The following is a 23,955-nucleotide window of genomic DNA, read 5'->3' on the forward strand; positions in this document are numbered from 1 at the left end:
GGCTACACACCTGAACAAGATTCAATCGCTGACCTGTCATAAATGACAATTGTCCAGCTTATCTGAAGTGGCTAAAGTAGCGGTGCGGTTTGACTCACCGTGTGTTCAATACTCCTGTATCTATTTTTGTCAGTAGCACAGAGTGTTAGTTTTGATATGAGTGTTTCTTTTGGTCCCCGTTGTGGGACCATTTTTCTGTCCGCTCCTCAGCCTGTGTCCCCTCGTTTGCTCCCTTGATGCCTCTCTCTTTTGCGACCTGCACTACGGCGCTGCATGACGCATCCGCCCGCTTATTTGCAGAAGCGGGATCTTCATCCATAGGCGGCGTTTGGTCTGGGCTGATACCATGATGCCCTATGGATGCTGTCGGCTACGGAAAGGCACATGAAACTGACAACTCAACTCGTCTCTTTTATTACGCTGTGCGTGATCTCGGCCATGGCCATGGTGATGCTCGGCGGGGTCTTCAGTTTCCGCCAGATGGGAATGGAGCTGCAGCAGAACCGGGTCGACTCCCTGGTAGAGATCATCGACAAGCAGCTCGGGGTGACCGATGACCAGCAAGCCCTTGCCCGCTGGCTGCCCTCCCTGTTGCGGGCCTCCCATGTGGTGGAGCTGGAGATCCGTCAGGACAAGCAGCGGGTCTACTGGTTTCGCGACGTGCAGCAGCAGACGGATGAGAGCCTGCTGATCGCCTACAGCGAGGCGATCCCCAATCAGGCCGGGATGCGGGCCGACTTCAAGCTGGACAGGCCGTTCAAGGAGTTCGAGTACTCCATGAAGGCGATGTTCGGCATCTCTCTGGGTATCTTCATCGTGGTGTTCGGGCTCTGGTACTCCATCCGCTGGCTCCGTCAGCAGTTGCGCGGTGCCGAGCTGCTGGCGGAGCGTGCCCAGCTGATCCTGGATGGCAAGCTGACCAAGCTGGCCCATGACCCTGCCGAGGAGTGGCCCGTTTCGGCCAGTCAGGCCCTCACCCATCTGCTGACCGAGCTGGCCGACGCCCGCAAGGAGCGCAGCCGCTTCGACAACTTCATCCGCAGCAACGCCTTCGTCGACAAGACGACGGGCATCGGCAACCGCCTCTTCTTCGACAACCGGCTGGAGAGCGCCATCATGGAAGCAAGTGTGATCAGCGGCGGCGTGCTGCTGATCGAGCTGGCCGGTCTGGAGGAGCTGGATCCCGAGCTGAGCGGGCGCCCGAGCCAGGAACTCCTGATGGAGGCTAGCGCCACCATCGCCGCCTTCGTGCGAAAGCACAGCGGAGCCCTGCAGGCGCGCTATGCCGGTCAGGTCTTTGCCGTGCTGCTGCCGAACATGTCAGAGAGCGAGATGGTGGACGGTGCCAGCCAGTTGCTCAAGAGTCTGCAGCGGCTGCACTGGCCCGAAGCGGTCAATGCCGACACCGCCGTCTATCTCGGTGCGGTCTGCTATCAAGCACAGGATTCCCTGCTCAAGGTGCAGGAAGAGGCGGAGCTGGCGCTCAAGAGCGCGCGCCTGCAAGGACACAGCGGCTGGTTCCTGTTCGAGAAATCCCTCAACGAGGAGGCGAGCAGCAAGGGAACGGTGCGCTGGCGCACCCTGATCAGCCGTCGCATCGAGGAGCAGGGCATCGACTTCTACGTCCAGCCTGTGCAGCAGGAGCGGGATCAGGTGGTGTTGCAGCAGGAGCTGCTCATCCGCCTTCACGACGAGCAGGGCCGGGAGCTGCAGGCGGGGGTCTTCATGCCCATGGCGGAGAAGGCCGGTCTGCTGCTGCCGCTGGACAGGCTGGTGGTGGCCCGAGCCTTGCGACTGCTGCGCCAGCGACCGGCATCGAGCTGCCCCATCAGCCTCTCTCTGTGCGCCCAGAACCTGCTCACCCGCGAGTTCCAGCGCGAGCTCTTCTTCGAGCTGTTCCAGTTGCCGCGCAGTACCAACGAGGGGTTGATCCTGCAGTTGTCGGAGTCCCAGGTGACCCGCCACTACGAGGCCCTCAAGCGGCCGCTTCGGGCGATGCGCATGCTGGGGTGCAGGCTGGCCATCGATCATGCGGGCCAGGACGTGGTGAGCACCCAGTACATCAAGGAGTTCGAGATCCACTTCCTCAAGCTGCACCCCAGCCTGGTGCGGGAGATCCACCTGCGCCAGGTCAACCAGATGGCGGTACGCAGTCTGGTGGGGGGCTGTGCCAATACCCAGGCCCGGGTCATCGCGGTGGGGGTAGAGAGTGGCGACGAGTGGAAGATGCTGCGACACCTGGGCGTGCATGCCGGTCAAGGTCCCTGGTTTGCCGACCCCGAGCCCCTCAACCTGCCTGACTAGCGTTCCGGCCGGGGTGACAGGCGGCCCTGCTCCTGCAGGCCCGCCAGCCCCTGCAAGCCACCTGTGTGGATGAAGATGATCTTGCTGCCGCGCGCAATGCGGCCTGCCGCCAGTTCGCGAAACAGCCCCCACATCGCCTTGCCACTGTAGATGGGTTCCAGCGGCAAGCCGGTTTCGGCACTGAATGCCTGCACCCATTGCCAGAGTGCCGGACTAAACCTGGCATAGCCGCCGTCGTGGTGATCCAGCGCAATGCGCCAGCCCGGAGTAGTGGCCGCCGCCGGATGCAACCGGCATACCTCGCCGGTGATGAAGTCGGCCCCCTTGAGCACCGCGATGGCCAGGATCTGCTCCTGTGCCCGCTTGCCCGCGATGAGCCCCGCCAGGGTGCCGCCGCTGGCGCAGGGCAGCACCCAGAGATCCGGCGAGAAGGGCACCTCGTCGACAAGCTCGGCCACTCCGGGGATGGCCAGCGGGCTGCTGCCTCCTTCCGGTACCAGCAGGGTGTCGTCATCCTCGAACCTGGCAAGCCATTCGGGATCCTGGCGCCGGCGATAGTCCTGCCGGTCGACAAAAACGAGATCCATGCCCCAGCCTTTCGCCGCTTTCAGGGTGGGATTGCTGACGGTATCCCCTTCACCGCGTATGATGCCCGTGGTGCGCAGTCCCAGTCTGAGTCCTGCTGCGGCCAGGGCGTGAATGTGATTGGAGTAGGCGCCGCCAAAGGAGAGGATGTGGCCCTTGCCCAGCATCTGTGCCTGTTGCAGATGGTATTTGAGCTTTCGCCACTTGTTGCCGGAGAGGGTCGGGTGGATCAGATCGTCCCGCTTGCACCAGAGCGTGACGTCATGGGCTGCCAGCAGAGGATGCCGGATCCGGTGCAGGGGGGAGGGGAGCTGAAGGGGAGCCATGGGATCGTCTCCCGTGGGTGCCAGCGTGGCCGTCGATGCGTCGTTTGTCATAAAGTTGGAGGCTAATAGCCTGTTTATGTTAAGGTTTAGTCCGTTTTACGCGGCCAGGTGAAGATCCAGATGAAGTCACTGTTCAGGCGTTCTCCCTCCAGCCATCAGGTCGGGATCCTGCTGGCCAGCGATCGCATTCTGCTGGCCTGCGTGGACCCCGTTCCCGTGTTTGCCAGCCAGCCTGTCAACGGCCCCCACGACTGGTCCAAGGCCCTGGCCGAGCTGTTTTCCCGGCACGGTCTGGCCAAGTCTAAGGTGCGGGTGGCCCTCGCGGCCAGCCTTTATCAGCAGATCCAGATCGACAAGCCTGCCGTCCCCGATGCCGAGATGGCGGGGGCCCTGCCCTGGGCCATCAAGGATTTCGTCAACGAGCCGGTGTTGCAGCTCGCCATGGATTATGTGGACCTGCCGACGCCCCCTGCCGGGCGTCCGCGCATCAACGTTGTCTGCATGCCCAAGAGCCGGGTGCAGCAGGTGGCGGATGCGGTCAACGGCGCGGCGACCCTGGAGGCCATCGTCAGTGACGAGCTGGCCATGACGGCCCTCTACGAGGCGGACCAGATGGTGCGCATGCTGCTCTGGCAACCCCGGGGGCAGGAGCTGCAACTGCTGGTCTTCCATCGGGGCGGACTCTGTTTCTCCCGCCAGTTGCGTGGATTTGCGAGCCTCACCGGCAGCCATGAGCCAGATGCCGACCAGCTCGACGCGCTGGCGCTGGAGATCCAGCGATCCATCGATTATCTGGCCGGCCATCTCAAGCTGCCCGAGCCCGGCCAGTTGCAACTGGCCATCGCCTCCTCCGCCATGGGGGTACTGGTGCGTCACCTGGAACAGACATTCGGTTTCCCGGTGTCGGCCATGGCAAACAAGGCGGTACTGGCAGGAGTCGAATACCTCAGTGCCTATGGCGCGGCCCTGGGCAGGAGCGACTGATGAAACACCATATCAACCTCTATGGCGCCGAATTCCGGCCAAGACGCCTGTGGGCCAGCCTGCCCCAGATGGCGTTGGTCTGGGGCGGCGTCCTGGTACTGCTGCTGGGGGCCACCCTCTTCTATGGCTGGCAACAGCAGGGCCTCGATCGTGAATTGGCTGGCGTGCGGGCACAGCTCGACGTGCAGCGCGGCGAGGCCAGGCGTCTCGATGCGGAGCTGGCGCGCCATCTGGCGAATGTAGACTTGCAGCGGCAACTGGCCGACAAGCGGGAAGAGCTGGGGGCGAAACAGGCGCTGATGCAGCAGCTTGGCCACCTCTCCCTGCAAAAATCCCAGGGCTATGCGGGGGTGATGGCGGACCTTGCCCGCCTGCGGGATCCCCGCCTCTCCCTGCAACGGCTCGAAATAAGCGACGGGCGCATCAACCTCGCGGGCGTGGCCGAACGCAGTCAGGACGTGCCTGCCTGGGTGAACCGCTTCAAGCAGACCCCCTCCCTGGCGGGCAAGCAGTTTGGCGAGCTCACCCTGAGTCGGGACAAGGAGGGCCAGCTTGCCTTCCAGCTCAGTGGCATAGCGCGGGAGACTCCCTGATGGACATGAAGGCACAATGGCAGGGATGGGCGCAGCAGATCGCAGCCCTCAGCCTGCGCGAGCGGATCCTCATTCTGTTGACCGGGGTCGTGCTGCTCGGGGCCATGGGCATCTATGGCTGGCTGGATGACGCCGACACCCGGCTGGGCCAGGATCGGCAGGCCCTGGCTGCGGCGCAGCGGGATCTGGAGATCCTGATTCTGGAAAACCAGGGCAAGCAGGCCAGGCTGGGGCGGGATCCCGATGCCCAGGTACGCGAGCAGCTCGCTGGTGTCGAGACCACTCTGCGCCAGATGGATGCCGAGCTGCTGGCTCAGACGGTGGATCTGATCCCCGCCCACGAAATGCCCGCGGTGCTGGAAGCCCTGTTGTCCCGCTCCGCCAACCTGCATATGCTGGCGCTCACCTCCCTCAAGCCCGAGCCGCTGATGGCCGGGGAGCAGAAGGTGAACCTGTTCAGGCACGGCATCCAGCTTCAGCTGGAGGGCGGCTATTTCGATGTCTACCAGTACCTGAAAGCGCTCGAAGCCCTGCCTCGGCACTTCTACTGGAAGGGCTTTGACTACCGGGTGGTCGAGCATCCCAAGGCGGCGGTAGCGATGGAGATCTACACCCTCAGCACCAGCAAGGAGTTCATCCGTGGTTAAGCGGCATGTCGGCGGGACGGGATCCCGCATTTTTGCCTTCCCATCCTGGCGCTGGCTGGCCCTGTGGGGGAGCCTGCTCGCGCTGCAGGCCCAGGCCGAGGTGCTGCAGGATCCCACCATGCCCCTGGCGGGATCCGGCTCGGCGGCGAGTGTCGCCAAGGAGGCCGGTCTGCCCAGGTTGCAGAGCGTCATCCTGGGGAGCGGGCCCGCCCTGGCGGTGCTCGACGGTCAAAGCTACCGGGTCGGCCAGCAGGTCAACGGATTCCGGCTGGTGGGGATCAGCGCCGACAGCGTAGTGCTGGAAAAAGCGGGCAAACGCCAGACACTGACCCTGTTTGGCAGCAAGATCCGGATGTGAAGTGGGTGTCGCACGGGATGGTGCGGGCCAGGTTTGTCGAGTTTCATAGCGAGTCAGGTGCACGAATAACATGAAAAAACCCCCTTTTTGTCTGCTTCCCCTCGCGCTGGCGGTGGCGGGTTGCACTACCTATCGTCACCCCGAGCCGGTACAGGCCAAAGATGCACTCAAGCAGGCGATGAGCGAGCAGAGCCCGACCGCCCCCCTGACTTCCCTGCCGCCCTCGGTGCAGAGCGAGCTGTTGCAGCTCAATCGTCCCCAGCAGCCGATGACCATTCCCGAGAAGCGGATGCGCATCGCGGCCCATGACGTGGACGCGGTGGAGTTCTTCGGCTCCCTGTTCAAGGGCTCCCGCTACAGCGTGGCGGTCCATCCCGGTGTGGCGGGCGTCATTTCGGTAGAACTCAAGGACGTGACCCTGCAGGAGGCGCTGGCGACCGTCGGCGACATGTACGGCTTCGACGTACAGCGCAAGGGCAACGTGTTCCACGTCTATCCCGCCGGTCTGCGTACCGAGACCATTCCGGTCAACTACCTGATGATGGCCCGGCGCGGTCTCTCCCGTACCTCGGTGAGCACAGGCGGGGTGACGGCCAACGACAACAACAATGGCAATAACAACAACTTCGACAACGGCCTGAACAACAGCGGCAACAACAACAGCCAGGGCAACACCGCCAGCGGTGACAACAACACCAACAGCAACGGCACCCGCATCGAGACGGACAGCAACAACGACTACTGGACCGATCTGCGGGATTCCCTGCAGACCCTGATCGGCACAGGGGAAGGGCGGGCCGTCATCACCAGTCCCCAGGCGGGCCTGGTCACGGTGCGTGCCTATCCCAAAGAGCTCAAGGCGGTGCGCGAGTTCCTGGACCAGTCCGGCGAACACCTCAAGCGCCAGGTGGTGCTGGAAGCGCGGATCCTGGAAGTGTCCCTCAACGAGGGTTACGAGCAGGGGGTGGACTGGAGCGGCCTCTCCGCAAGCTGGGACGGCGGCAAGGGCATCACGGGGGGCGGCTCCCTCATGGACAGCCCCATCGCTTCGACCCCCAACCAGATCTTCCGGGCTCTGGGGGGCGGCGCCGGTTTCACCATCTCTGATGGCAACTTCAACGTCGCGGTCAGCCTGCTCAAGACCCAGGGGGACGTGAACACCCTCTCCAGCCCGCGCGTGACGGCCACTAACAACCAGAAAGCGGTGATCAAGGTGGGGACGGACGAATACTTCGTCACCAACGCCTCGACCACCACCACCACCTCGGGGACTTCGGCCCCCATCGTCACCCCGAACGTGGAGCTGACCCCCTTCTTCTCGGGGATAGCCCTGGACGTGACGCCCCAGATCGACGAGCAGGGCAAGGTATTGCTGCATATCCACCCCTCCGTCATCGACACCGAGGAGCAGAGTAAGACCATCAGCGTCGGCACCGCCGATCCCCTGGTGTTGCCGCTGGCCAAGAGCTCTATCCGCGAGTCCGATACCGTGGTGCAGGCCAACAATGGGGACATCATCGTCATCGGTGGTCTGATGAAGACCGACAGGCAGGAGATCGTCAGCAAGGTGCCCCTGCTGGGTGACATCCCCTGGGTCGGCGAGGCCTTCACCAACCGCCGGGAGAGCAACCGCAAGGTGGAGCTGGTGATCCTGCTCAAGCCCACCGTGGTGGAAAAAGACACCTGGCAGAAAGAGCTGCAACGCTCCTCCGAGCTGCTCGACAAATGGTATCCCCCCAAGGGCTGATCCGGGATGACGCGCCTGTTGAGCACTCCTTCTCCCATGTGGTGGCGCCTCCCGGCTGCTGCCAGTCTGCCCTGCCCGACGGCGGTGGCGCCATGTCGCTGATCCGGGGCTGTCTGCGGCTGCGCGCCCTGGACTCTGGCCGGGAGGGAGCATGTATCTGAGCCACTTCGGACTGCGGGAGGCTCCCTTCGGCCTGACCCCGAACACCGGTTTCTATTACGGCCTGCCCCCCCACGAGGAGGCCATGCAGGTGCTCAACTGGGCGCTTTCCCAGGGGGAGGGGTTCATCAAGGTGACCGGCGAAGTCGGCACCGGCAAGACCCTGCTCTGTCGCAAGCTGCTGAGCGAGCTCGGCTCCGAGGCCTGCCCGGTGCGTCTGGCCTGGCTGCCCAACCCCCATCTCACTCCGGGGGAGCTGCGCACGGCCCTGGCCCTGGAACTGGGGTTGACGCTGGCGGGGGAGAGCGAGCTGGATCTCACGGATCGCATTCACCGCCATCTGATCTCCCTGCATCGGCAGGGGAGCCGGGTGGTGGTGCTGATCGACGAGGCGCAAGCCCTGCCGGACGAGACCCTGGAGGCGATCCGGCTGTTTGGCAACCTGGAAACCGAATCCAGCAAGCTGCTGCAAATCGTGCTGTTCGGCCAGCCCGAGCTGGATGCCAGGCTCGGGCAGCCCCGTCTTCGCCAGTTGCGCCAGCGCATCGGTTTTTCCTACCGCCTGCGGCCGCTGCGGCTCGACGAGACCCGGGCCTATCTGGAGTACCGGCTGCAGGTGTCCGGCTATCGCGGGGCCGCCCTGTTCGATGGCCGCGCCCTGCGCAGGCTGTGGCGCGCATCCCGCGGCATTCCCCGCCTCATCAACATACTGGCGCAGAAGTGCCTGATGCTGGCCTATGGTCGCGGTGTGCGGCGGATCGACAGCGCCCTGGTCCGGCTCGCCATCCGGGATACCGATGATGTCCGCCGTGGCCGTCTCACCCTCTGGTGGCCCCTGTTGTTGTTGTTGGGCACCGCCCTGGCGTATGGAGTCTGGTCATGAGCGTGATCAATCAGATGCTGAAAGATCTGGATAGGCGTCAGCAAGAGGCCGAGGGAGCCGCCGTCTATGTGGCGCCGGTGCGCCAGCAAGGCTGGTGGATGCTGGTGCTGACCCTGCTGTGTACCCTGGCCCTGGGGATCCTCGGCTGGCGCACCTGGATCTTCTGGCAGCAGAGCCTGCGAGCCTCCCTGCCAGCGGCGCAGGTCGAGGCCCCCCGCACCGCCCCTGCGGTGGCGCCATCCGCGCCCCTGGCGGTGGTGGCCACCACGCAGGCGGTCTCCTCTGCTGCGCCAGTGGCAAAGGTGCCCGCCGCCAGTGCCGAGTCGACCGCCGCGAGAGTGGCCCCCTCCGCAGCCGAGCAGGCTCCGGCCGATGAGGCCGTGCTCGCCGATGAGGGCAATCCGGAGGAAGCGCTGGGGGACGAGACGATCCCGAGCGACGAGGAGCTGCAGCCGGACCTCTATGCCGAGCTGGCCGCGGAGCAGAGCGCCGAAGAGGCGCCTGCACCCGCCGCGCCGCGCAAACCCGGGATCCTGAAGATCGAGACGGTGGAACTCTCCGACGCCGAGCTGGCCACCCTGGCCGAGCGCAAGGCGACCACGGCCATGGCCAAGGGACGGATGCAGGAGGCGCAGGATGGCTACTACGAGGTGCTGGCCCACGATCCCCACAACCAGGGGGCGCGGGAACAGCTGGCGGGCCTGCTCTATGGCGCCGGACGGCTGACCGAGGCCGCCCAGGTGCTGGAAGAGGGGCTGAGGCTGGATCCCGCGCAGGCGGACCTGCGTCTGCTGCTGGCCCGTGTGGCCATCAGCGTAGGGGATCGGCAGAAGGCGCTGGATTGGCTCACCGGCTATCAGCCCGATATTGCCAGCAATCTGGATTATTACGCCACCTGGGCCGGCCTTGCCCAGGAGCTGGGGCAGCCTGTCCAGGCGTCCGAGATGTACGTCAGGCTGTTGCGCCAGCAGCCAGATCAGGGGCGCTGGTGGCTGGGACTGGGGGTGGCGGAGGATGGTCAGGGACACCGTCAGCGGGCACTGGATGCCTATCGCAATGCCCAGTTGCACGGCAATCTGGGGGAGGCCTCCACCCAATGGCTCGAACAACGAATTGGCCAACTGACCCATTGATTAAAGCGGCAGTTCGATGAGCCCATGCCATCGGACCAGGCAGCGGGCGTGAAGCAACAGAGATCGGAGCAACAATGGCACAACCCAGACTGAAAATGCGCCTAGGCGACCTGCTGGTACAGGAACAGATCATCTCGGATGATCAGCTGCAGCTCGCCCTGCAGCAGCAGCGCCAGACCGGCCGCAAGCTGGGGACCACCCTCATCGATCTCGGCTTCATCAGCGAGGTGCAACTGCTGACCTTCCTCGCCCGTCAGCTGGATGTGCCCTTCTTCGATCTCAACAACCTCACCATCGACGTCTCGGCCGTGGCGCTGTTGCCCGAGGTACAGGCGCGCCGCTACCGGGCGCTGGCCGTCAACCTGAGCGACGACAAGGTCACCGTGGTGATGTCGGATCCGGCGGATCTGAGCGCCCTCGACGCCATCGCTGCCCTGCTCAGCCCGCGGGAGCTGGTGCTGGCCGTGGCCCGTGAAGGCCAGCTGCTGGAGTATTTCGACCGCCTCTATCGCCGCACCCGGGAGATAGAGAACTTCGCGGTGCAACTGCACGAAGAGCACCAGGAGACCGGCTTCGAGCTGGGGGCCGGCAGCCTCAATGCCGCAGCCGACGAGGGGGAGGCGACGGTGGCCAAGCTGCTGCGCTCCCTGTTCGAGGACGCGGTACAGGTGGGGGCCTCCGACATCCATATCGAACCGGACGAGAAGGTGCTGCGCATTCGCCAGCGTATCGACGGCGTGCTGCACGAGAACATCCTCAACGAGGTGCGCATCGCCCAGGCGCTGGTGCTGCGCCTCAAGCTGGTGGCCGGGCTCGACATCTCCGAGAAGCGTCTGCCCCAGGATGGCCGCTTCAACATGAAGGTGCGCGGCCGCGATGTGGATGTGCGGATGTCCACCATGCCGGTGCAGTATGGCGAGTCCGTGGTGATGCGGCTGCTGGATCAATCCTCCGGCATCTTGTCGCTCGCCGAGACCGGGATGCCACCCGCCATCCTGACCCGCTTCCGCCGTCAGCTCAAACGCCCTCACGGCATGATCCTGGTGACGGGCCCGACCGGCAGCGGCAAGACCACGACGCTCTACGGCGCCCTCTCCGAGCTCAACCAGGCCAGCCACAAGATCATCACGGTGGAAGACCCGGTGGAGTACCGTCTGCCCCGCATCAGCCAGGTGCAGGTCAATCCCAAGATAGGGCTCACATTCTCCCAGGTGCTGCGCTCCACCCTGCGCCAGGATCCGGACATCCTGCTGGTGGGGGAGATGCGGGACAACGAGACGGTGGAGATCGGCCTGCGCGGCGCCATCACGGGTCACCTGGTGCTGACCACCTTGCACACCAACGACGCCGTGACCAGCGCCCTGCGTCTCATCGACATGGGGGCGCCCGGCTATCTGGTGGCGAGCGCCCTGCGGGCCGTGGTGGCCCAGCGCCTGGTGCGGCGGGTGTGTGAACACTGCGCCTGCGAGACGGCGCCGGACGAGGGGCAGGCTACCTGGCTCTCCGTGCTTTCCGGTGAAGCGCCGGGGCAGCATCGCTATCGCAAGGGGCGGGGTTGCCAGAGCTGCAACTTCACCGGCTACGCGGGCCGGATCGGGGTGTACGAGCTGCTGGAGCTGGATCAACCCATGATGGATGCCCTGCGCCGCAACGATGCCGAGGGGTTTGCCCGGGCGGCACGGGCGCACGAGCACTACCGTCCCCTGGCCCTGACGGCGCTCGACTATGCCCGCGAGGGGATCACCTCGGTGGACGAGGTGCTCCGGCTGGCCGAGGACCTGGGGTAACGCATGAGGCATCTGGATCGTACTGAATCACTCTGCCGGGGTCGCCCATGAACCGTTTTGCTTACAAGGGGCGTGACAGCCAGGGCCAGGCCGTCAGCGGCGTGGTGGAAGCGGTCAGCGAGCTGGCCGCCGCCGAGCAGCTGATGCGCCGCGGGGTGATGCCCACCGAGCTGAAGGCCGGCAAGGCCAGGTCTGCCAGCATCGACTGGTCGCTGCTGCTGGAAGGGAGCGTCAAGCTGGAGGAGCTGGTGGTCTTCAGCCGCCAGATGTATGCCCTGACCCGTGCAGGCATCCCTATCCTGCGCGCCATCGCGGGGCTGGAGGAGAGCGCCCACAGCAAGCCCCTCAAGCGGGCGCTTCACGCCCTGGGGGAGGATCTGGCCAACGGCCGGCCGCTGTCGAGCGCGATGCAGTCGCACCCGAAGGTGTTCAGCAGCCTCTTCGTGGCCATCATCCACGTGGGGGAGAACACGGGTCAGCTGGAGGAGGCCTTCCTGCAGCTCGCCAACTATTTCGATCTGGAGCTGGAGACCCGCAAGCGGATCAAGACCGCCATGCGCTACCCCACCTTCGTGCTGATTGCCATCGCCGTCGCCATGGTGATCCTCAACATCATGGTGATCCCCGTCTTTGCCGGGATGTTTGCCAAGTTCGGGGTGGAGCTGCCGCTGGCGACCCGTATCCTGCTGGCCACCTCCCACTTCTTCGTTCACTACTGGTGGCTGCTGCTCGCCATCCTGGTGGGCGCCGTCGTCGGCTGGCGACGCTGGGTTGCCACCACCAAAGGCAGGCTGACCTGGCACAGATGGCAGCTGCGGCTGCCCATCGTCGGCTCCATCATAGAGCGCTCCCTGCTTGCCCGTTTTGCCCGCAGCTTCTCCATGATGCTCAAGGCCGGCGTGCCGCTCAACACGGCGCTGACCCTGGTGGCCGATGCGGTGGACAACGCCTGGATGGCGGGGCAGATCCGCGACATGCGGGGCGGCATCGAGCGGGGGGAGAGCCTGCTGCGCACCGCCGGGGCCAGCGGTCTGTTCACCCCTCTGGTGATGCAGATGATCGCGGTGGGGGAGGAGACCGGCCAGGTGGACGAGCTGCTGCACGAAGCGGCCGAGTATTACGAGCGTGAGGTGGATTATGACCTCAAGAGCCTCACCGCCCGCATCGAACCCATCCTCATCGGCATAGTGGCGGTCATGGTACTGGTGCTGGCGCTGGGTATCTTCACTCCCATGTGGGACATGATGAGAGCTGTTCGCGGTCAGTAGGCAGTATCTTCGATGCCGCCCGTGCCGGGCACAGAGAACAAGGTATAAAAGAGCATGAGCAGAGAGTCCGAGCAGGATGAGCACTGGCTGGGGGGATATCGGCGGGTCGTCGTCTTTATCCTGCTGGCAGTCATCGTCACGACCCTGGTCATGAGCTATCGCAATCACAGGGAAGAGGCGCTGGCCATCAGCGCCAGCCTGCTCGGTGAGCAGTTCGCACAGCGGGCCCAGCGCCTGCACGGACGCTGGCTCGACGAGCGGCGTCCGTCGGTGCTCCATGCCGAGGGCACCGCCTGGCTGTTCGATGAGCGGGGCTGGCCTCTGGCGGTGTTGCCGCGCCAGTCGCCATCGGCCGATTGCCGTCAGCTCTGGCTCGCCCTGCTGGGGCACGATGAGGGGCTTTCATCCTGGCAGGCCCTTGCCAGCGAAGGGGGCGACGGGTGTGAATTCGGCCAGGAAGGACACTGGCTGCACTACAGCTTAACCGATGGCCGGGTGGTGGCCCGCCCCTGATTGGGTGCTTCAAGTATTTCATTGACATGATTTTTTTCTATCCGCATGAAATAATGCGGACCATTACGGAGGCAGCATGGCAGCAAAGAGAGTGAGACCCGTTAGGGCGCTTGGCCGGATGGCCGGTTTTTCCCTGATTGAGCTGGTGATCGTCATCGTGATCCTGGGGATCCTGGCCGTCACCGCCTTGCCCCGTTTTCTCGATGTGACCGACGAGGCGAAGAAGGCGAGCGTGGAAGGGGTGTCCGGCGGTTTCGCCACCGGAGTGTCCCTGGTGCGGGCCCAGTGGGAGGCCGAAGGGCGTGCCAGGCAGGATGGGCTCAACACCGTGCTCTATGACGGCTCGCGTTTCTATCTGACCACGCCGACCGACAGCCAGGTCAGCAATGGCGAGCTCTCTCCCGGGTATCCCATGGACACGGCAGCAAGTGGCACGCCCGATGTGGATCCGGCCAGCCTGACGGCGGCCCGCTGCCTCAATATTTGGGAGGGGTTGTTGCAGAATCCTCCCAAGGCTACTGCCCGCTTTGACGAGGTGCGCGGTAGCGGCAATGACCTGAAGTTCTATGCCACGGTGAGCAACAATGGACTGGATTCGGTCTGCCGTTACTATCTGGTCAACAGCCTGAGCAAGGGAAGTGATGGACGTTATCAGGACCCGCAAGGGAGCACGGATGCGTTCATGAGTTTCAGTTATCGCCCGGCCTCCGGCCAGGTGACCACCCATATCAATTGATAAACCGAGGAAAGACGTAATGAAAAAGCAATCGGGCTTTACCCTGATCGAACTGGTCATCGTGATCATCATTCTGGGCATTCTGGCGGTCACCGCCGCACCCAAGTTCCTGAATCTGCAGGAGAATGCCAAGAAGTCTGCCGCTCAAGGTGTGCAGGCGGCTGTTAGCAGTTCTGCACAGCTGGTTTATAGCAAATCAGCATTGGAAGGCGAAGAGCGCGTTAGTAGTGCTGCGGTGACTGGTTCTGATGGTACATCGATTGATACTGCCTATGGTTATCCAAAGGCGAGTGATGCTGGGATCAGAAATGCAGTAACGATCGATGGCTCCTGGAAGGGGAGTGAGGCTACAACAGGTAGCTCGTATCAGTTCAAAGCTGATAGCGACCTGAAAAAAGATGCAAAGTGTGTTCTTTATACTCAGGCTACAAGTACCGCAACTGCAACTACCATCGTTGGCAAGTTGAGTGCTGATAATGGTACGTGTGTGCAGCCCTAAGACTTTGAATGATGAGCGAGGCTTCGGCCTCGCTTTCTCTTTTCCCTGATGAGAAGTCCCATGCCTGCAACCAAGGGCTTTACCCTGATTGAGCTGGTGATCGTGATCCTGTTACTCGGGATTCTGGCCGCCTTTGCCGTGCCCAAATGGCTGGGCAAAGGCGGCTTTGAAACTCAAACCGTGCGTGACGAGCTGCTGACCCGCCTGCGGCTGGTGCAGACCATGAACATGCAGGAAGGGGACGCGCGCTGCACCCAGCTGGTGGTGGAGCCGAGCCGCTTCGGTCATCTGACCCTGCTTGGCAGCTGTACCCCCAAGCCCATCTCCGGCTGGAGTGCGGACGAGCAGAGCCGGGGGCGAGTCATCACCGCCTCCGGCGGCCTCTCCCTGCCTCAAGGGAGCTTTTCTTTCGACAAGCGCAGCGGCCGTCCGCTCTCACCCTCAACCTGCGTCAATGGCTGCAATCTGGCGGTGAGCAGCGGGCAGGAGAGCGCCCGGCTGCGCATCGAGCCGGAAGGTTATATCCATGCCCTCCCTTAAGGCCCGGTGCGGCTTCACCCTGATCGAGTTCGTGGTCGGTATTGTGCTGCTGGCCATCGCCCTGACCGGCGTCCTGGGGCTTCTCATCAATCAGGCACCCCAGGCGGTGGATCCGGTGCAGCAGGTACGCGCCGCCCAGCTCGCCCAGCGCATCCTCGGCGAGATGCTGGAGAAGTCTTTCGACGAGCATTCCGATCACAACGGCGGCCGTTTTCGCTGTGGCGAGACGGCCGGTGTGCCCGTCTTCACCTATCCCCCCTGCACGGCGAGCGCCGACTATGGCCCCGATGGTGGCGAGACCCGCCCCTACACGTTCAACGACGTGGACGATTTCGACACGGCAGGCCGCTGGGTGGACGCCAGCTACTTTACCCAGGCCTCGGCCGCGAGCAGCGAAGAGGAGTATCGGCGCTACCAGGTGAAGATCGCGGTGGTGCCGGATACCCTCTTTGGCAGCGCGGGGGAGGGGGCCGAGTCCATCGGCAAGCGCATCACCCTGACCGTGCGCCTGCCGGACGGGAGCGAGCTGGTCTTCGGCCTCTATCGGGGGAACTACTGATGGGCAAGCCACATTCCCGTGATGCCGCGTGGGAACACCCATGTGCCAGACTCGCCCGTGACCGCGTCCGACTCGGGCGTGAGGGGGGCTTCACCCTGGTGGAGCTGGTGATGGTGATCCTGCTGCTCGGGGTGATGGCGACATTTTCCAGCCAGTTTATCGGCATCGGCACCCAGATTTACGGAGATGCCAGCCGCCGCGAGCAGCTGATGAGCGATGCCCGTTTCGCCCTGGAGCGGCTCAACCGCGAGGTGCGCGACGCGGTCCCCGGCTCGCTGCGTATCGAGGACGAGGCATATAACGCCCTGGATCAGGGCAGCTGTCTGCGCTTCTGGCCCATCGCCACCGCCAGTCGTTATCTTGCCCTTAACCTCGCCGTGTCAGACAGCGCATCGACGCTGGCCCTGGTGATGGCGACGCCGGCCTCGGCGGCCAACCCACTGGGCGTCGATGAGAATGCCGTCAAGGCAGGGGACAAGTTGGTGGTGTTTCCTGTGCCTGTGTCCAACACGGCTGAGCCCTTGCTGGCGGGGTGCGACTATGGCCGCTGTGTCGTGCAGGTGACGCAGGTGATGACCCCCCCCGTATCCGGCGCGCAGACCATCCACTACGACGGCCCGGGACTGGATGGCTTCTCCCCCGCCAGCCGCGTCTATTTTGCCCGTGAGCAGGTGCGCTACTGCGTGACGGGCACCACCCTGACCCGGGCCAGCACCATCATCGGCGGGTCGCTGCCCGACCCGGGTGAAGGCGTATTGATGGCGGAGCATCTCCGTCCTCACTCCTATTACTTCTATCGGGAGGAGGGGGCCTTCAACGAGAGCGAGGTGGGGCTGCGACTGGAGGTGGAGCGCGGCGGTGAGCGGGTGCTCTTCAACCACACGCTGGAGCAGCTCAATGTCCCCTAGATCCCCGCGCGTCATGGCGCCCCAGGGCGGCAGTGCCATCATGGTCGCCCTGTTTGTCATCGTCATCATGGGGCTGCTCGCCGCCGCCATGGGACGCTTCCTGCTCGACAGCAGCGAGAAGAATACGGTGGAGGTGCGCGGCGTGCGGGCCCTGATGGCGGCCCAGAGCGCCGTCGAAATCGGGCTCTATCGCCTCTACCCCAACGGCCACTGGCAGGGGCAGAGCTGCAGCGATCTCAGCCTGGACCTCCCCGCCGATGCGCTGGGATTGGCGGGTTGCCGAGCCAGCCTGGGTTGTACAGAGGTGATCGTCGACCATAACGCTCGTACCACCAAGGGGTGGCGACTGACGGGTATCGGTCAGTGCGGGGATGACAGCGGCGGCGCCTCCCCCGATTTTGCGGTCAGCCGCAGCGTGATGGCGGAGGCCTTCGATGGCACCACGCCGTGAGACCCCTTGCAAGGAGCCCGCATTCATGACGTCAAAACAGCCTCTTTGGGGTCCCATGCTGTTCACCATGCTGCTGGGTGCGGCCTCGGTACAGGCGGCCGATCAGTGCATGGGGGTGTTTGATTACCCGGTCCAGAGCCATGCCTCTCCGGGAAAGCTCTCCATGACAGATGGTTCCTCGATCGTGGGGGCCAGCCAGCCGGCCAACTATCCGTTTCTGAGTGCCTCTCTCGGCGGCCAGTCCGGCTGTTCGACCAGTACGGGGAACGCCGGGGGTCAGTATGTGGGCAGTGCCTGGCAATCCTATTGCGGGATCACGGGAGCGTTGGCCACACCACTTGCGGACCAGACCTTCAAGGCCGACCCCAAGGATTTCCCCGCCGCCACCCAGGATTTCCCCAGTTATAGCGGCGGCAGCAATGTGTCTTGTAACGGCGCGATAAACCTGAGCCCTGGCAACTATGGGGCAGGAAACTGGTCTGGCTGGAATTGTCAGGCCACGCTGGAGAGCGGCAAGAATTACTACTTCCAGAGCCTCTCCCTCTCCGGAGGGGCGGCACTGAATGTCAATGGCGCCAATGTGTTCGTCAAGACCCTGACCATGCAAGACTCGAGCAAGCTGCAGGGGACGGGCACGCTGAACGCGAACAGTGTCACCCTCAATGAAGGTGCGACCCTCTCCGGTCTTGCCATCAGGGTCCATGACACCCTGGCGGTGGCGGTCAACCAGGCAGACCAGGTCGCGGCCGCCCGCTTTCAGCCTCACTCATTGAACAGCCTGACTCTGGGGGCGCAGAGCGTCATCACCCTGGCGAATGGGCAGTGGGCGATCCGTACGCTGACGATGAAAAACAACAGCCGGATCAACTTCGTTGATAGCGGTAGTACGACCAAGGCCCACATGGACATCTACACCCTGGCCATGATGAGCGAGTCCAAGATCTACTCAAGCGGGACAGGCTCCCCTCCAGACAACTTACTGATCAAGCTCTATCAGAGCCTGAGCATGCAGGATGGGTCTGCCGTGAAGGGCTATGTGCATGCTCACTATCTCGACCAGCTCAGCCTCAGCGGCACCCACGAGGTCGTGTTCTATCTCTCCGGCGGGGAACATTGGATCGACAAGCTCAGCATCAGCAACACCAATCTGGATGTGGTGGTGGATGATGACAGCACGGCTCGGCTCTATGTGAATGGCGACATTTCCCTGCGTGGTCAGATGAATGTCAACGCAGAGGGCTCGGCAAACAACTTCCTGTTCTACGGGTTTGGCAAGGCCACCCTGAGCGGTAATGCCAAGCTCAACGCCATTCTCTATGTGAAAGCAGGCAATCTGACCATGAGTGACCAGGCTGTGCTGACCGGGGCAGTGTCCGCCGTCAACGTGACCATGTCAGGCTGGGGCAGCAAGATCATCCATGAGCCCTTTACCGGCGACTGGCCCGACGTATGCCAACCGGAAGGCGTCACCCTGCACCACTTCGAACTCGACCATACGGGATCAGGCCTCACCTGCAACCCAGAATCGGTCACGGTCAGAGCCTGTGCCGACCTGGCGTGTACGGCCCTGGTGACGGACCCTGTGGAGGTTCAGCTCTCGGTTACCCCTGAGAGCAACGGGCTCTGGGTCGGTGGGGGCAATATCTCCCTTTCCGGCGGTGCCGCGTCCGTCTCCTTGCGGGGCAACAAGCCCGGAGTGCTGACGATCGGTGTGGCAAGCGCTACCCCTCAGGCCGGGTCTGCCACCCTGTGTCGGGCCGCGGGTGGCGAGCCGAGTGCCGAGGACTGCACCCTGGACTTTGCCGACAGCGGCTTCCTGTTCGAGGTGCAAGATACCTATGCCAACAAGCCGCAGCAGGTGCTGATGAAGGCGGTCAAGAAAGATGACGCCAGCCAGCAGTGCGTGCCGGGCTTTGCCGATGTGAGCAAGCCCGTCAGCTTCTGGAGCGACTACATAGATCCGACTGGCAATGCATTTGGCAGCAAGGTGACGGTCAATGGCAGTGCCGTCGCCACTAGCCAGGCGGCGGCCGCCAGCACGGAACTGGCCTTCGATGCCCAGGGGGAGGTGACCCTGACGGTCAACTACCCGGATGCGGGCAAGATGCAGCTCAACGCCCGCCACGAGGGCAGCGGCGACAGCGCCGGGTTGGTGATGACGGGGGCGGATCAGTTTGTCTCCCGCCCGGTGGGGCTCTGCATCACGCCCACCCAGGGGACCTGCGCGGCAGGTGATATCACCTGCCCTGTGTTCAAGAGGACGGGAGACAGCTTCTCGCTCAATATCCAGGCCATGGCGTGGCAGAGCGACAGCGATGGGGATATCTGCACCGGCAATGGCACCACCCCCAACTTCGTGTTGTCCGACATCGCCCTGACCAGCGAGCTGGTGGCCCCTCAGGGGGGCGTGGTCGCCCAGGTCACCCCGACCAGGTACAGCCACGTTGCAGCCAGTGCCAGCCTCAATACACCCGCCCTCAGCCTCAACGAGGTCGGGGTCTTCAGGATCAAGGCGACGCCACCAGCGGCTACGTTGCCAGAGGGAAGCACAGTATCAACGGGCTATTTCGGTTACACCATCCCTCCCGCCACCAGCGTACCGTTGGGGCGCTTCGTACCCTGGGACTTCAACATGACGAGCGGTACCGTCACCCCGGCCTGCGGCGGTTTCAGCTATATGAGCCAGCCATTCGGGATACAGACGGTGGTGGAGGCGCGCAACAAGGAAGGGAGTGTCACGAGGAACTACCGTGATGCCTTTGCCAGAGGGGCCCTCACCCTGGTGGCCGCCAACAATCAGGACGGGGTGGACAGATCCAATCGGCTGGCACCTCTGGCCGCCAGCTGGACCGAAGGAACAGGCAAGCAATCAGGTCAAACCCGCTTTATGCGGCTGCGCGAACTGACCCCTAGCCTGACCGCACCGGAAGAGCCCTTGCCGCTCCTGCGACTAGGGCTCAGAGTGACGGACGGTGAGACTCCTGAGACCAGCTTCCTCAGCGGTCGGAACATGAATCCGGCCGTCAGCGGCAACTGCCAGAGCGGGGTGAACTGCACCGCCAGGCAGCTCTCTATTTTGCAAGGGGAGAACGACACCATGATCGCCTATTACGGCCGCCTGCTGGCCAGCACTCGTCAGGGGGCGGCCAGCGCCCCGCTGGCGCTGCCGCTTCAGGTGCAATATTTCGAAGGGGGCCTGTGGCGAGCCAATTCGCAAGATATCTGTACCCAGATCTCCCTGGCGGGAGGTGGTATCGTCTTTACCGATGCGGAGCAACGCTATGACTCCGCGACGGGGGATCTGATCCTCAAAGACGGTACCCGCATTCGCCTTGGTCTCGGCAATGTGGCTCCGGGCGGTACTCAGGTCGGTTTCGACGCAGGCGAGACCCGGTTCCACTTCGCGCCACCCAATCAGGCGGTGCGCATTCCCTATCGGATCGTGCTGGAGCAACAGCCATCCCAACCCGTCTGGTTGGCGGATCCGGCCACGGCGGATCACCTGCTGGGAGAGGCCATTTTCGGCCGGGATCGGGGTAATGACAGAATTATTTATCGCCGCGAAGTGATGCCCTGACACCCGGGCTGACACGGGGAGATAGACGCATTGCTGTACAGTGGCGTCTTATCTCCTTGTTTCGTAGTGTTTGTCGGCCTGAGCGGGTGAGTGATGACTCGCATTTTTGTCGCGCCTGATTGATTGGCGACAGTTTGAGCGCTTGCCCATTGGGGTGGGCATTGGTAAAGTTAGCCGGTTTTCTGCACCTCCAAATTCTTAGGATTTCCCGTAGCCATGTTCAAAAAGCTCAGAGGCGTCTTTTCCAACGATCTGTCGATCGACTTGGGAACTGCCAACACCCTGATCTATGTAAAAGATCAAGGGATCGTCCTTAACGAACCCTCAGTTGTCGCCATTCGCCAAGAGCGCGGGAACGCCAAATCGGTCGCTGCTGTCGGTCATGCCGCCAAGCAGATGCTGGGTCGTACCCCGGGTAACATCTCCGCCATTCGCCCGATGAAAGACGGCGTGATCGCCGATTTCTACGTGACCGAGAAGATGCTGCAGCACTTCATCAAACAGGTTCACGACAACAACTATTTCCGCCCCAGCCCGCGCGTGCTGGTGTGCGTGCCCTGCGGCTCCACCCAGGTGGAACGTCGCGCCATCAAGGAATCCGCTCTGGGCGCCGGCGCCCGCGAGGTTTACCTGATCGATGAACCCATGGCTGCCGCCATCGGTGCCGGCCTGCCGGTCTCCGAAGCGACCGGTTCCATGGTGGTGGACATCGGTGGCGGTACCACCGAAGTGGCCATCATCTCCCTGAACGGCGTGGTCTACTCCCAGTCCGTCCGTATCGGTGGCGACAAGTTCGACGAAGCCATCATCAGCTACGTCCGTCGCAACTACGGCAGCCTGATCGGGGAAGCCACCGCCGAGCGCATCAAGCACGAGATCGGCTCCGCCTATCCGGGCGAAGAGGTGCGCGAGATCGAAGTGCGCGGTCGCAACCTGGCCGAGGGTGTGCCCCGCAGCTTCACCCTGAACTCCAACGAGATCCTGGAAGCGCTGCAAGAGCCGCTCTCCGGCATCGTCTCCGCCGTCATGGTGGCCCTGGAGCAATCCCCGCCCGAGCTGGCGTCCGACATCTCCGAGCGCGGCATGGTGCTGACCGGTGGTGGTGCCCTGCTCAAGGACATCGACCGTCTGCTGATGGAAGAGACCGGCATCCCGGTCGTCGTGGCTGAAGATCCCCTCACCTGTGTCGCCCGTGGCGGTGGCAAGGCGCTGGAGCTGATCGATATGCACGGTGGCGATCTGTTCCACTACGAATAAGACCCAAAGCCGGCCGAGCGCCGGCTCTTTTTTGACGACTCATGAAACCCATCTTCGGTAGAGGCCCTTCGCTTCAGTTACGGTTGTTTCTCGCCGTCATCATCTCCGTCGCTGCCATCGTCGCGGATTCCCGCTTCGGTGTGTTCAGCCATGTCCGCGTTTATCTGAGCTCCCTGGTGAGCCCGCTGCAATACATCGCCAACGCCCCCGGCACCCTGCTCGACACCATGTCGACCCAGGTGCAGACCCGCGCCGATCTCATCGAGCAGACCAAGCAGCAGGAGCAGCAACTGTTCACCCTGCGCTCGCGCCTGCTCAAGATGGATCAGCTGGAGCACGAGAACCAGCGTCTGCGCGAGCTGCTGGGGTCGCCGGTACACAAGGAGTCCCGCAAGATGGTGGCCGAGCTGCTGTCGGTGGATTCCGACCCCTTCAGCCATCAGGTGCTGATCAATAAGGGGGCGCTGGATGGCGTCTACAACGGCCAGCCGGTGATCAACGATCAGGGGGTGGTCGGTCAGGTGCTCCACGTGGGCTCCACCACCAGTCGCGTCCTGCTCATCACCGACTCCAGCCACGGTATCCCGGTGCGGGTGCTGCGCAACGACTTGCGCGCCATCGCCTCCGGCAGCGGCGAGCTGGACAAGCTGGAGCTGCGCAACCTGCCCCGCAACACCGACGTCCAGGTCGGCGATCTGCTGGTCACCTCGGGCCTGGGCGGCCGCTTCCCGGAAGGTTATCCGGTGGCGACCGTGACCCGCTCCGACTACGTGGAGGGCAAGCCCTTCGCCCAGATCGAGGCCAAGCCGCTGGTGGCGCTGGACCGTCTGCGCTACCTGCTGCTGCTGTGGACCGACAAGAAACCGGAAGTACACGACAAGGATGCCCTTGAGCCTGCGGCGAGCGCCTCGGCGGCCACGGCAACCTCGGCGGCGGGGGCGACGCGCTGATGCTGCAACCCGCCAGCGGCAGGATCTGGATCTGGTGTTCGATCCTGCTGGCCCTGTGCCTCTCCATCCTGCCGCTTCCCTTTCAATTCGAACCCTTCCGTCCGGACTGGCTCGCCATGGTGCTCATCTACTGGGCGCTGGCGCTGCCGCACCGGACCAACGTCGGCACCGCCTGGGTGGCGGGCCTGCTGCTGGACGTGCTGCTCGGCAGCACCCTCGGCGTGCGGGCCATGGCCATGGCCATCACCACCTACCTGGCGGCCTTCCAGTTCCAGAAGATCCGCAACTTCTCCCTCTGGCAGCAGGCGCTGATCATCGGTCTGCTCTCCCTGGTGGGGAAGATCACCGTGTTCTGGGCGGAGCATCTGTTCAGCCGGGCCAGCCTCAACTTCGCCTACTTTTGGTCGACGTTGACGACGATGTTAATATGGCCCTGGATTTTTATGGTCTTGCGCAAGGTGCGGCGTCGCTTCAATATCAAGTGAATGTGAATAAAAACAACGCATTGTAACTGCGCATCGTCTCATTGAGTGAAGTATGAACAAGCACAACGAACTGCAACTCTATCTCGCCTCGGGCTCCCCCCGCCGGCACGAGCTTCTGACCCGCCTGGGCTACCGTTTCGAGGTCCTCAAGCTGGATGTGCCGGAGCTGCGCAACGACGGTGAGAAGCCCCAGGATTACGTCTGCCGGCTGGCCCGCGACAAGGCCATGGCCGGTGTGGCCGCGGCGCCGACGGCGCTGCCTGTGCTGGGGGCCGACACCATAGTGGTGCTGGGGGAGCGGGTGCTGGAGAAACCCTCCGACCTGCTGGACGCCAAGGACATGCTGGAAGCCCTCTCCGGGCGGGTACACCAGGTGATGACGGCGGTGGCCCTGGCCACCCCGGAGCGGTGCGATGTGCGGCTGGTCACCACCAACGTGGCGTTTCGCAAGCTGGACGAGGCCGAGATCGAAGCCTACTGGCGCACCGGCGAGCCGTGCGACAAGGCGGGCGCCTATGCTATCCAGGGCATTGCCGGCAAATTCGTCAGTCGCCTCGAGGGGAGCTACAGTGCCGTGGTCGGCCTGCCCCTGCTGGAGACGGACCTGTTGATCAAGCAGCACCTCGAGCAGACCCGGTAATCCTCTCGTCAGCAGTGCGCTGCTGAGTTACCCGTTGTTCGTCGTGCCAGAATTCAAAACTAGAAA

General features: G+C 63.6%; 24 protein-coding genes. 23 read left to right on the top strand and 1 reads right to left on the bottom strand.

Translation table 11 applies throughout. The annotated features are described in order from the left end of the window. Positions 1-384: 384 nt before the first annotated feature. Positions 385-2,304: an EAL domain-containing protein gene (locus J9893_RS08475; RefSeq protein WP_010672614.1), complete on the top strand. Its 1,920-nt coding sequence runs from the start codon at positions 385-387 to the stop codon at positions 2,302-2,304. Here J9893_RS08475 and J9893_RS08480 read toward each other — a convergent pair. Beyond that, positions 2,301-3,215: a pyridoxal-phosphate dependent enzyme gene (locus tag J9893_RS08480; protein ID WP_181023119.1), complete on the bottom strand. Its 915-nt coding sequence runs from the start codon at positions 3,213-3,215 to the stop codon at positions 2,301-2,303. The two genes, J9893_RS08475 and J9893_RS08480, sit on opposite strands and share 4 nt — an antisense overlap. A gap of 120 nt (positions 3,216-3,335) precedes the next feature. Here J9893_RS08480 and J9893_RS08485 point away from each other — a divergent pair, with 120 nt between their 5' ends. The 22 genes from J9893_RS08485 to J9893_RS08590 all read left to right on the top strand — a co-directional run bounded on the left by J9893_RS08485 (position 3,336) and on the right by J9893_RS08590 (position 23,889). Then, a complete protein-coding gene (locus J9893_RS08485) occupies positions 3,336-4,199 on the top strand; it encodes a hypothetical protein (RefSeq protein ID WP_041214302.1) in 864 nt (287 codons plus the stop codon). Further along, complete coding sequence (locus tag J9893_RS08490) at positions 4,199-4,792, top strand: PilN domain-containing protein (RefSeq protein ID WP_103858941.1); 594 nt, start codon at positions 4,199-4,201, stop codon at positions 4,790-4,792. Before J9893_RS08485 ends, J9893_RS08490 begins: the two co-directional genes overlap by 1 nt. Continuing rightward, a complete protein-coding gene (locus J9893_RS08495) occupies positions 4,792-5,439 on the top strand; it encodes an MSHA biogenesis protein MshJ (protein ID WP_103858942.1) in 648 nt (215 codons plus the stop codon). The genes J9893_RS08490 and J9893_RS08495 overlap by 1 nt, the downstream gene beginning before the upstream one ends. Positions 5,440-5,494: 55 nt before the next feature. Next, a complete protein-coding gene (locus tag J9893_RS08500) occupies positions 5,495-5,797 on the top strand; it encodes an MSHA biogenesis protein MshK (protein ID WP_029313533.1) in 303 nt (100 codons plus the stop codon). Positions 5,798-5,867: 70 nt separating this feature from the next. Then, positions 5,868-7,544: a pilus (MSHA type) biogenesis protein MshL gene (mshL, locus tag J9893_RS08505; RefSeq protein ID WP_103858943.1), complete on the top strand. Its 1,677-nt coding sequence runs from the start codon at positions 5,868-5,870 to the stop codon at positions 7,542-7,544. Continuing rightward, positions 7,523-7,705, top strand: coding sequence for a hypothetical protein (locus tag J9893_RS08510; RefSeq protein WP_124244044.1), 183 nt, complete (start codon positions 7,523-7,525; stop codon positions 7,703-7,705). The genes mshL and J9893_RS08510 overlap by 22 nt, the downstream gene beginning before the upstream one ends. Then, positions 7,696-8,586 carry an AAA family ATPase gene (locus tag J9893_RS08515; protein ID WP_103858944.1) on the top strand — a complete coding sequence of 297 codons (891 nt, stop codon included), beginning with the start codon at positions 7,696-7,698 and terminating at the stop codon, positions 8,584-8,586. Before J9893_RS08510 ends, J9893_RS08515 begins: the two co-directional genes overlap by 10 nt. Beyond that, positions 8,583-9,719, top strand: coding sequence for a tetratricopeptide repeat protein (locus J9893_RS08520; protein ID WP_103858945.1), 1,137 nt, complete (start codon positions 8,583-8,585; stop codon positions 9,717-9,719). The genes J9893_RS08515 and J9893_RS08520 overlap by 4 nt, the downstream gene beginning before the upstream one ends. Positions 9,720-9,793: 74 nt before the next feature. Beyond that, entirely contained in the window at positions 9,794-11,506 is a 1,713-nt protein-coding gene (gene mshE, locus J9893_RS08525; protein ID WP_128271412.1) for an MSHA fimbrial ATPase MshE, read from the top strand. Positions 11,507-11,553: 47 nt separating this feature from the next. Beyond that, entirely contained in the window at positions 11,554-12,774 is a 1,221-nt protein-coding gene (locus tag J9893_RS08530) for a type II secretion system F family protein (RefSeq protein ID WP_043154386.1), read from the top strand. A gap of 54 nt (positions 12,775-12,828) precedes the next feature. Then, positions 12,829-13,287 carry a hypothetical protein gene (locus J9893_RS08535; RefSeq protein WP_202041736.1) on the top strand — a complete coding sequence of 153 codons (459 nt, stop codon included), beginning with the start codon at positions 12,829-12,831 and terminating at the stop codon, positions 13,285-13,287. Positions 13,288-13,363: 76 nt separating this feature from the next. Then, positions 13,364-14,023, top strand: coding sequence for a prepilin-type N-terminal cleavage/methylation domain-containing protein (locus J9893_RS08540; protein ID WP_041212210.1), 660 nt, complete (start codon positions 13,364-13,366; stop codon positions 14,021-14,023). A gap of 19 nt (positions 14,024-14,042) precedes the next feature. After that, on the top strand, positions 14,043-14,522 hold the full coding sequence (locus J9893_RS08545) for a prepilin-type N-terminal cleavage/methylation domain-containing protein (protein WP_210558293.1): 480 nt from the start codon (positions 14,043-14,045) through the stop codon (positions 14,520-14,522). Between the two features lie 60 nt (positions 14,523-14,582). Further along, the gene (locus J9893_RS08550) at positions 14,583-15,062 is read left to right on the top strand and encodes a prepilin-type N-terminal cleavage/methylation domain-containing protein (RefSeq protein WP_202041734.1); all 480 of its coding nucleotides are present in this window, start codon (positions 14,583-14,585) and stop codon (positions 15,060-15,062) included. After that, positions 15,049-15,621, top strand: coding sequence for a prepilin-type N-terminal cleavage/methylation domain-containing protein (locus tag J9893_RS08555; protein ID WP_124812797.1), 573 nt, complete (start codon positions 15,049-15,051; stop codon positions 15,619-15,621). Before J9893_RS08550 ends, J9893_RS08555 begins: the two co-directional genes overlap by 14 nt. Beyond that, positions 15,621-16,529: a prepilin-type N-terminal cleavage/methylation domain-containing protein gene (locus J9893_RS08560; protein WP_124812795.1), complete on the top strand. Its 909-nt coding sequence runs from the start codon at positions 15,621-15,623 to the stop codon at positions 16,527-16,529. Before J9893_RS08555 ends, J9893_RS08560 begins: the two co-directional genes overlap by 1 nt. Then, the gene (locus tag J9893_RS08565) at positions 16,519-16,980 is read left to right on the top strand and encodes an MSHA biogenesis protein MshP (RefSeq protein WP_234888187.1); all 462 of its coding nucleotides are present in this window, start codon (positions 16,519-16,521) and stop codon (positions 16,978-16,980) included. The genes J9893_RS08560 and J9893_RS08565 overlap by 11 nt, the downstream gene beginning before the upstream one ends. A 25-nt stretch (positions 16,981-17,005) precedes the next feature. Further along, the gene (locus J9893_RS08570) at positions 17,006-20,557 is read left to right on the top strand and encodes a DUF6701 domain-containing protein (protein WP_210600129.1); all 3,552 of its coding nucleotides are present in this window, start codon (positions 17,006-17,008) and stop codon (positions 20,555-20,557) included. 216 nt (positions 20,558-20,773) lie between these two features. Then, the gene (locus tag J9893_RS08575; RefSeq protein ID WP_005308111.1) at positions 20,774-21,814 is read left to right on the top strand and encodes a rod shape-determining protein; all 1,041 of its coding nucleotides are present in this window, start codon (positions 20,774-20,776) and stop codon (positions 21,812-21,814) included. A 41-nt stretch (positions 21,815-21,855) separates the two neighbouring features. Next, on the top strand, positions 21,856-22,764 hold the full coding sequence (mreC, locus tag J9893_RS08580) for a rod shape-determining protein MreC (protein ID WP_029313545.1): 909 nt from the start codon (positions 21,856-21,858) through the stop codon (positions 22,762-22,764). After that, positions 22,764-23,249: a rod shape-determining protein MreD gene (gene mreD, locus J9893_RS08585; protein ID WP_010672635.1), complete on the top strand. Its 486-nt coding sequence runs from the start codon at positions 22,764-22,766 to the stop codon at positions 23,247-23,249. The genes mreC and mreD overlap by 1 nt, the downstream gene beginning before the upstream one ends. 52 nt (positions 23,250-23,301) lie before the next feature. Next, the gene (locus J9893_RS08590; RefSeq protein WP_010672636.1) at positions 23,302-23,889 is read left to right on the top strand and encodes a Maf family protein; all 588 of its coding nucleotides are present in this window, start codon (positions 23,302-23,304) and stop codon (positions 23,887-23,889) included. The last annotated feature ends 66 nt before the right edge of the window (positions 23,890-23,955 follow it).

Origin of the sequence: Aeromonas sp. MaB10011B (genome assembly GCF_017939325.1) — a bacterium.
Taxonomy (GTDB): Bacteria; Pseudomonadota; Gammaproteobacteria; order Enterobacterales; family Aeromonadaceae; genus Aeromonas; species Aeromonas caviae.

Excerpts from the sequence above, each read along its gene's own strand:
- J9893_RS08520 (WP_103858945.1), top strand. The coding sequence starts at position 8,583 with ATGAGCGTGATCAATCAGATGCTGAAAGATCTGGATAGGCGTCAGCAA.
- J9893_RS08550 (WP_202041734.1), top strand. The coding sequence starts at position 14,583 with ATGCCTGCAACCAAGGGCTTTACCCTGATTGAGCTGGTGATCGTGATC.
- J9893_RS08540 (WP_041212210.1), top strand. The coding sequence starts at position 13,364 with ATGGCAGCAAAGAGAGTGAGACCCGTTAGGGCGCTTGGCCGGATGGCC.
- J9893_RS08485 (WP_041214302.1), top strand. The coding sequence starts at position 3,336 with ATGAAGTCACTGTTCAGGCGTTCTCCCTCCAGCCATCAGGTCGGGATC.
- J9893_RS08490 (WP_103858941.1), top strand. The coding sequence starts at position 4,199 with ATGAAACACCATATCAACCTCTATGGCGCCGAATTCCGGCCAAGACGC.
- J9893_RS08495 (WP_103858942.1), top strand. The coding sequence starts at position 4,792 with ATGGACATGAAGGCACAATGGCAGGGATGGGCGCAGCAGATCGCAGCC.
- J9893_RS08555 (WP_124812797.1), top strand. The coding sequence starts at position 15,049 with ATGCCCTCCCTTAAGGCCCGGTGCGGCTTCACCCTGATCGAGTTCGTG.
- J9893_RS08560 (WP_124812795.1), top strand. The coding sequence starts at position 15,621 with ATGGGCAAGCCACATTCCCGTGATGCCGCGTGGGAACACCCATGTGCC.
- J9893_RS08535 (WP_202041736.1), top strand. The coding sequence starts at position 12,829 with ATGAGCAGAGAGTCCGAGCAGGATGAGCACTGGCTGGGGGGATATCGG.
- J9893_RS08510 (WP_124244044.1), top strand. The coding sequence starts at position 7,523 with ATGGTATCCCCCCAAGGGCTGATCCGGGATGACGCGCCTGTTGAGCAC.
- J9893_RS08545 (WP_210558293.1), top strand. The coding sequence starts at position 14,043 with ATGAAAAAGCAATCGGGCTTTACCCTGATCGAACTGGTCATCGTGATC.
- J9893_RS08575 (WP_005308111.1), top strand. The coding sequence starts at position 20,774 with ATGTTCAAAAAGCTCAGAGGCGTCTTTTCCAACGATCTGTCGATCGAC.
- J9893_RS08570 (WP_210600129.1), top strand. The coding sequence starts at position 17,006 with ATGACGTCAAAACAGCCTCTTTGGGGTCCCATGCTGTTCACCATGCTG.
- J9893_RS08530 (WP_043154386.1), top strand. The coding sequence starts at position 11,554 with ATGAACCGTTTTGCTTACAAGGGGCGTGACAGCCAGGGCCAGGCCGTC.
- J9893_RS08515 (WP_103858944.1), top strand. The coding sequence starts at position 7,696 with ATGTATCTGAGCCACTTCGGACTGCGGGAGGCTCCCTTCGGCCTGACC.
- mreD (WP_010672635.1), top strand. The coding sequence starts at position 22,764 with ATGCTGCAACCCGCCAGCGGCAGGATCTGGATCTGGTGTTCGATCCTG.
- J9893_RS08590 (WP_010672636.1), top strand. The coding sequence starts at position 23,302 with ATGAACAAGCACAACGAACTGCAACTCTATCTCGCCTCGGGCTCCCCC.
- mreC (WP_029313545.1), top strand. The coding sequence starts at position 21,856 with ATGAAACCCATCTTCGGTAGAGGCCCTTCGCTTCAGTTACGGTTGTTT.
- J9893_RS08480 (WP_181023119.1), bottom strand. The coding sequence starts at position 3,215 with ATGGCTCCCCTTCAGCTCCCCTCCCCCCTGCACCGGATCCGGCATCCT.
- mshE (WP_128271412.1), top strand. The coding sequence starts at position 9,794 with ATGGCACAACCCAGACTGAAAATGCGCCTAGGCGACCTGCTGGTACAG.
- mshL (WP_103858943.1), top strand. The coding sequence starts at position 5,868 with ATGAAAAAACCCCCTTTTTGTCTGCTTCCCCTCGCGCTGGCGGTGGCG.
- J9893_RS08565 (WP_234888187.1), top strand. The coding sequence starts at position 16,519 with ATGTCCCCTAGATCCCCGCGCGTCATGGCGCCCCAGGGCGGCAGTGCC.
- J9893_RS08475 (WP_010672614.1), top strand. The coding sequence starts at position 385 with ATGAAACTGACAACTCAACTCGTCTCTTTTATTACGCTGTGCGTGATC.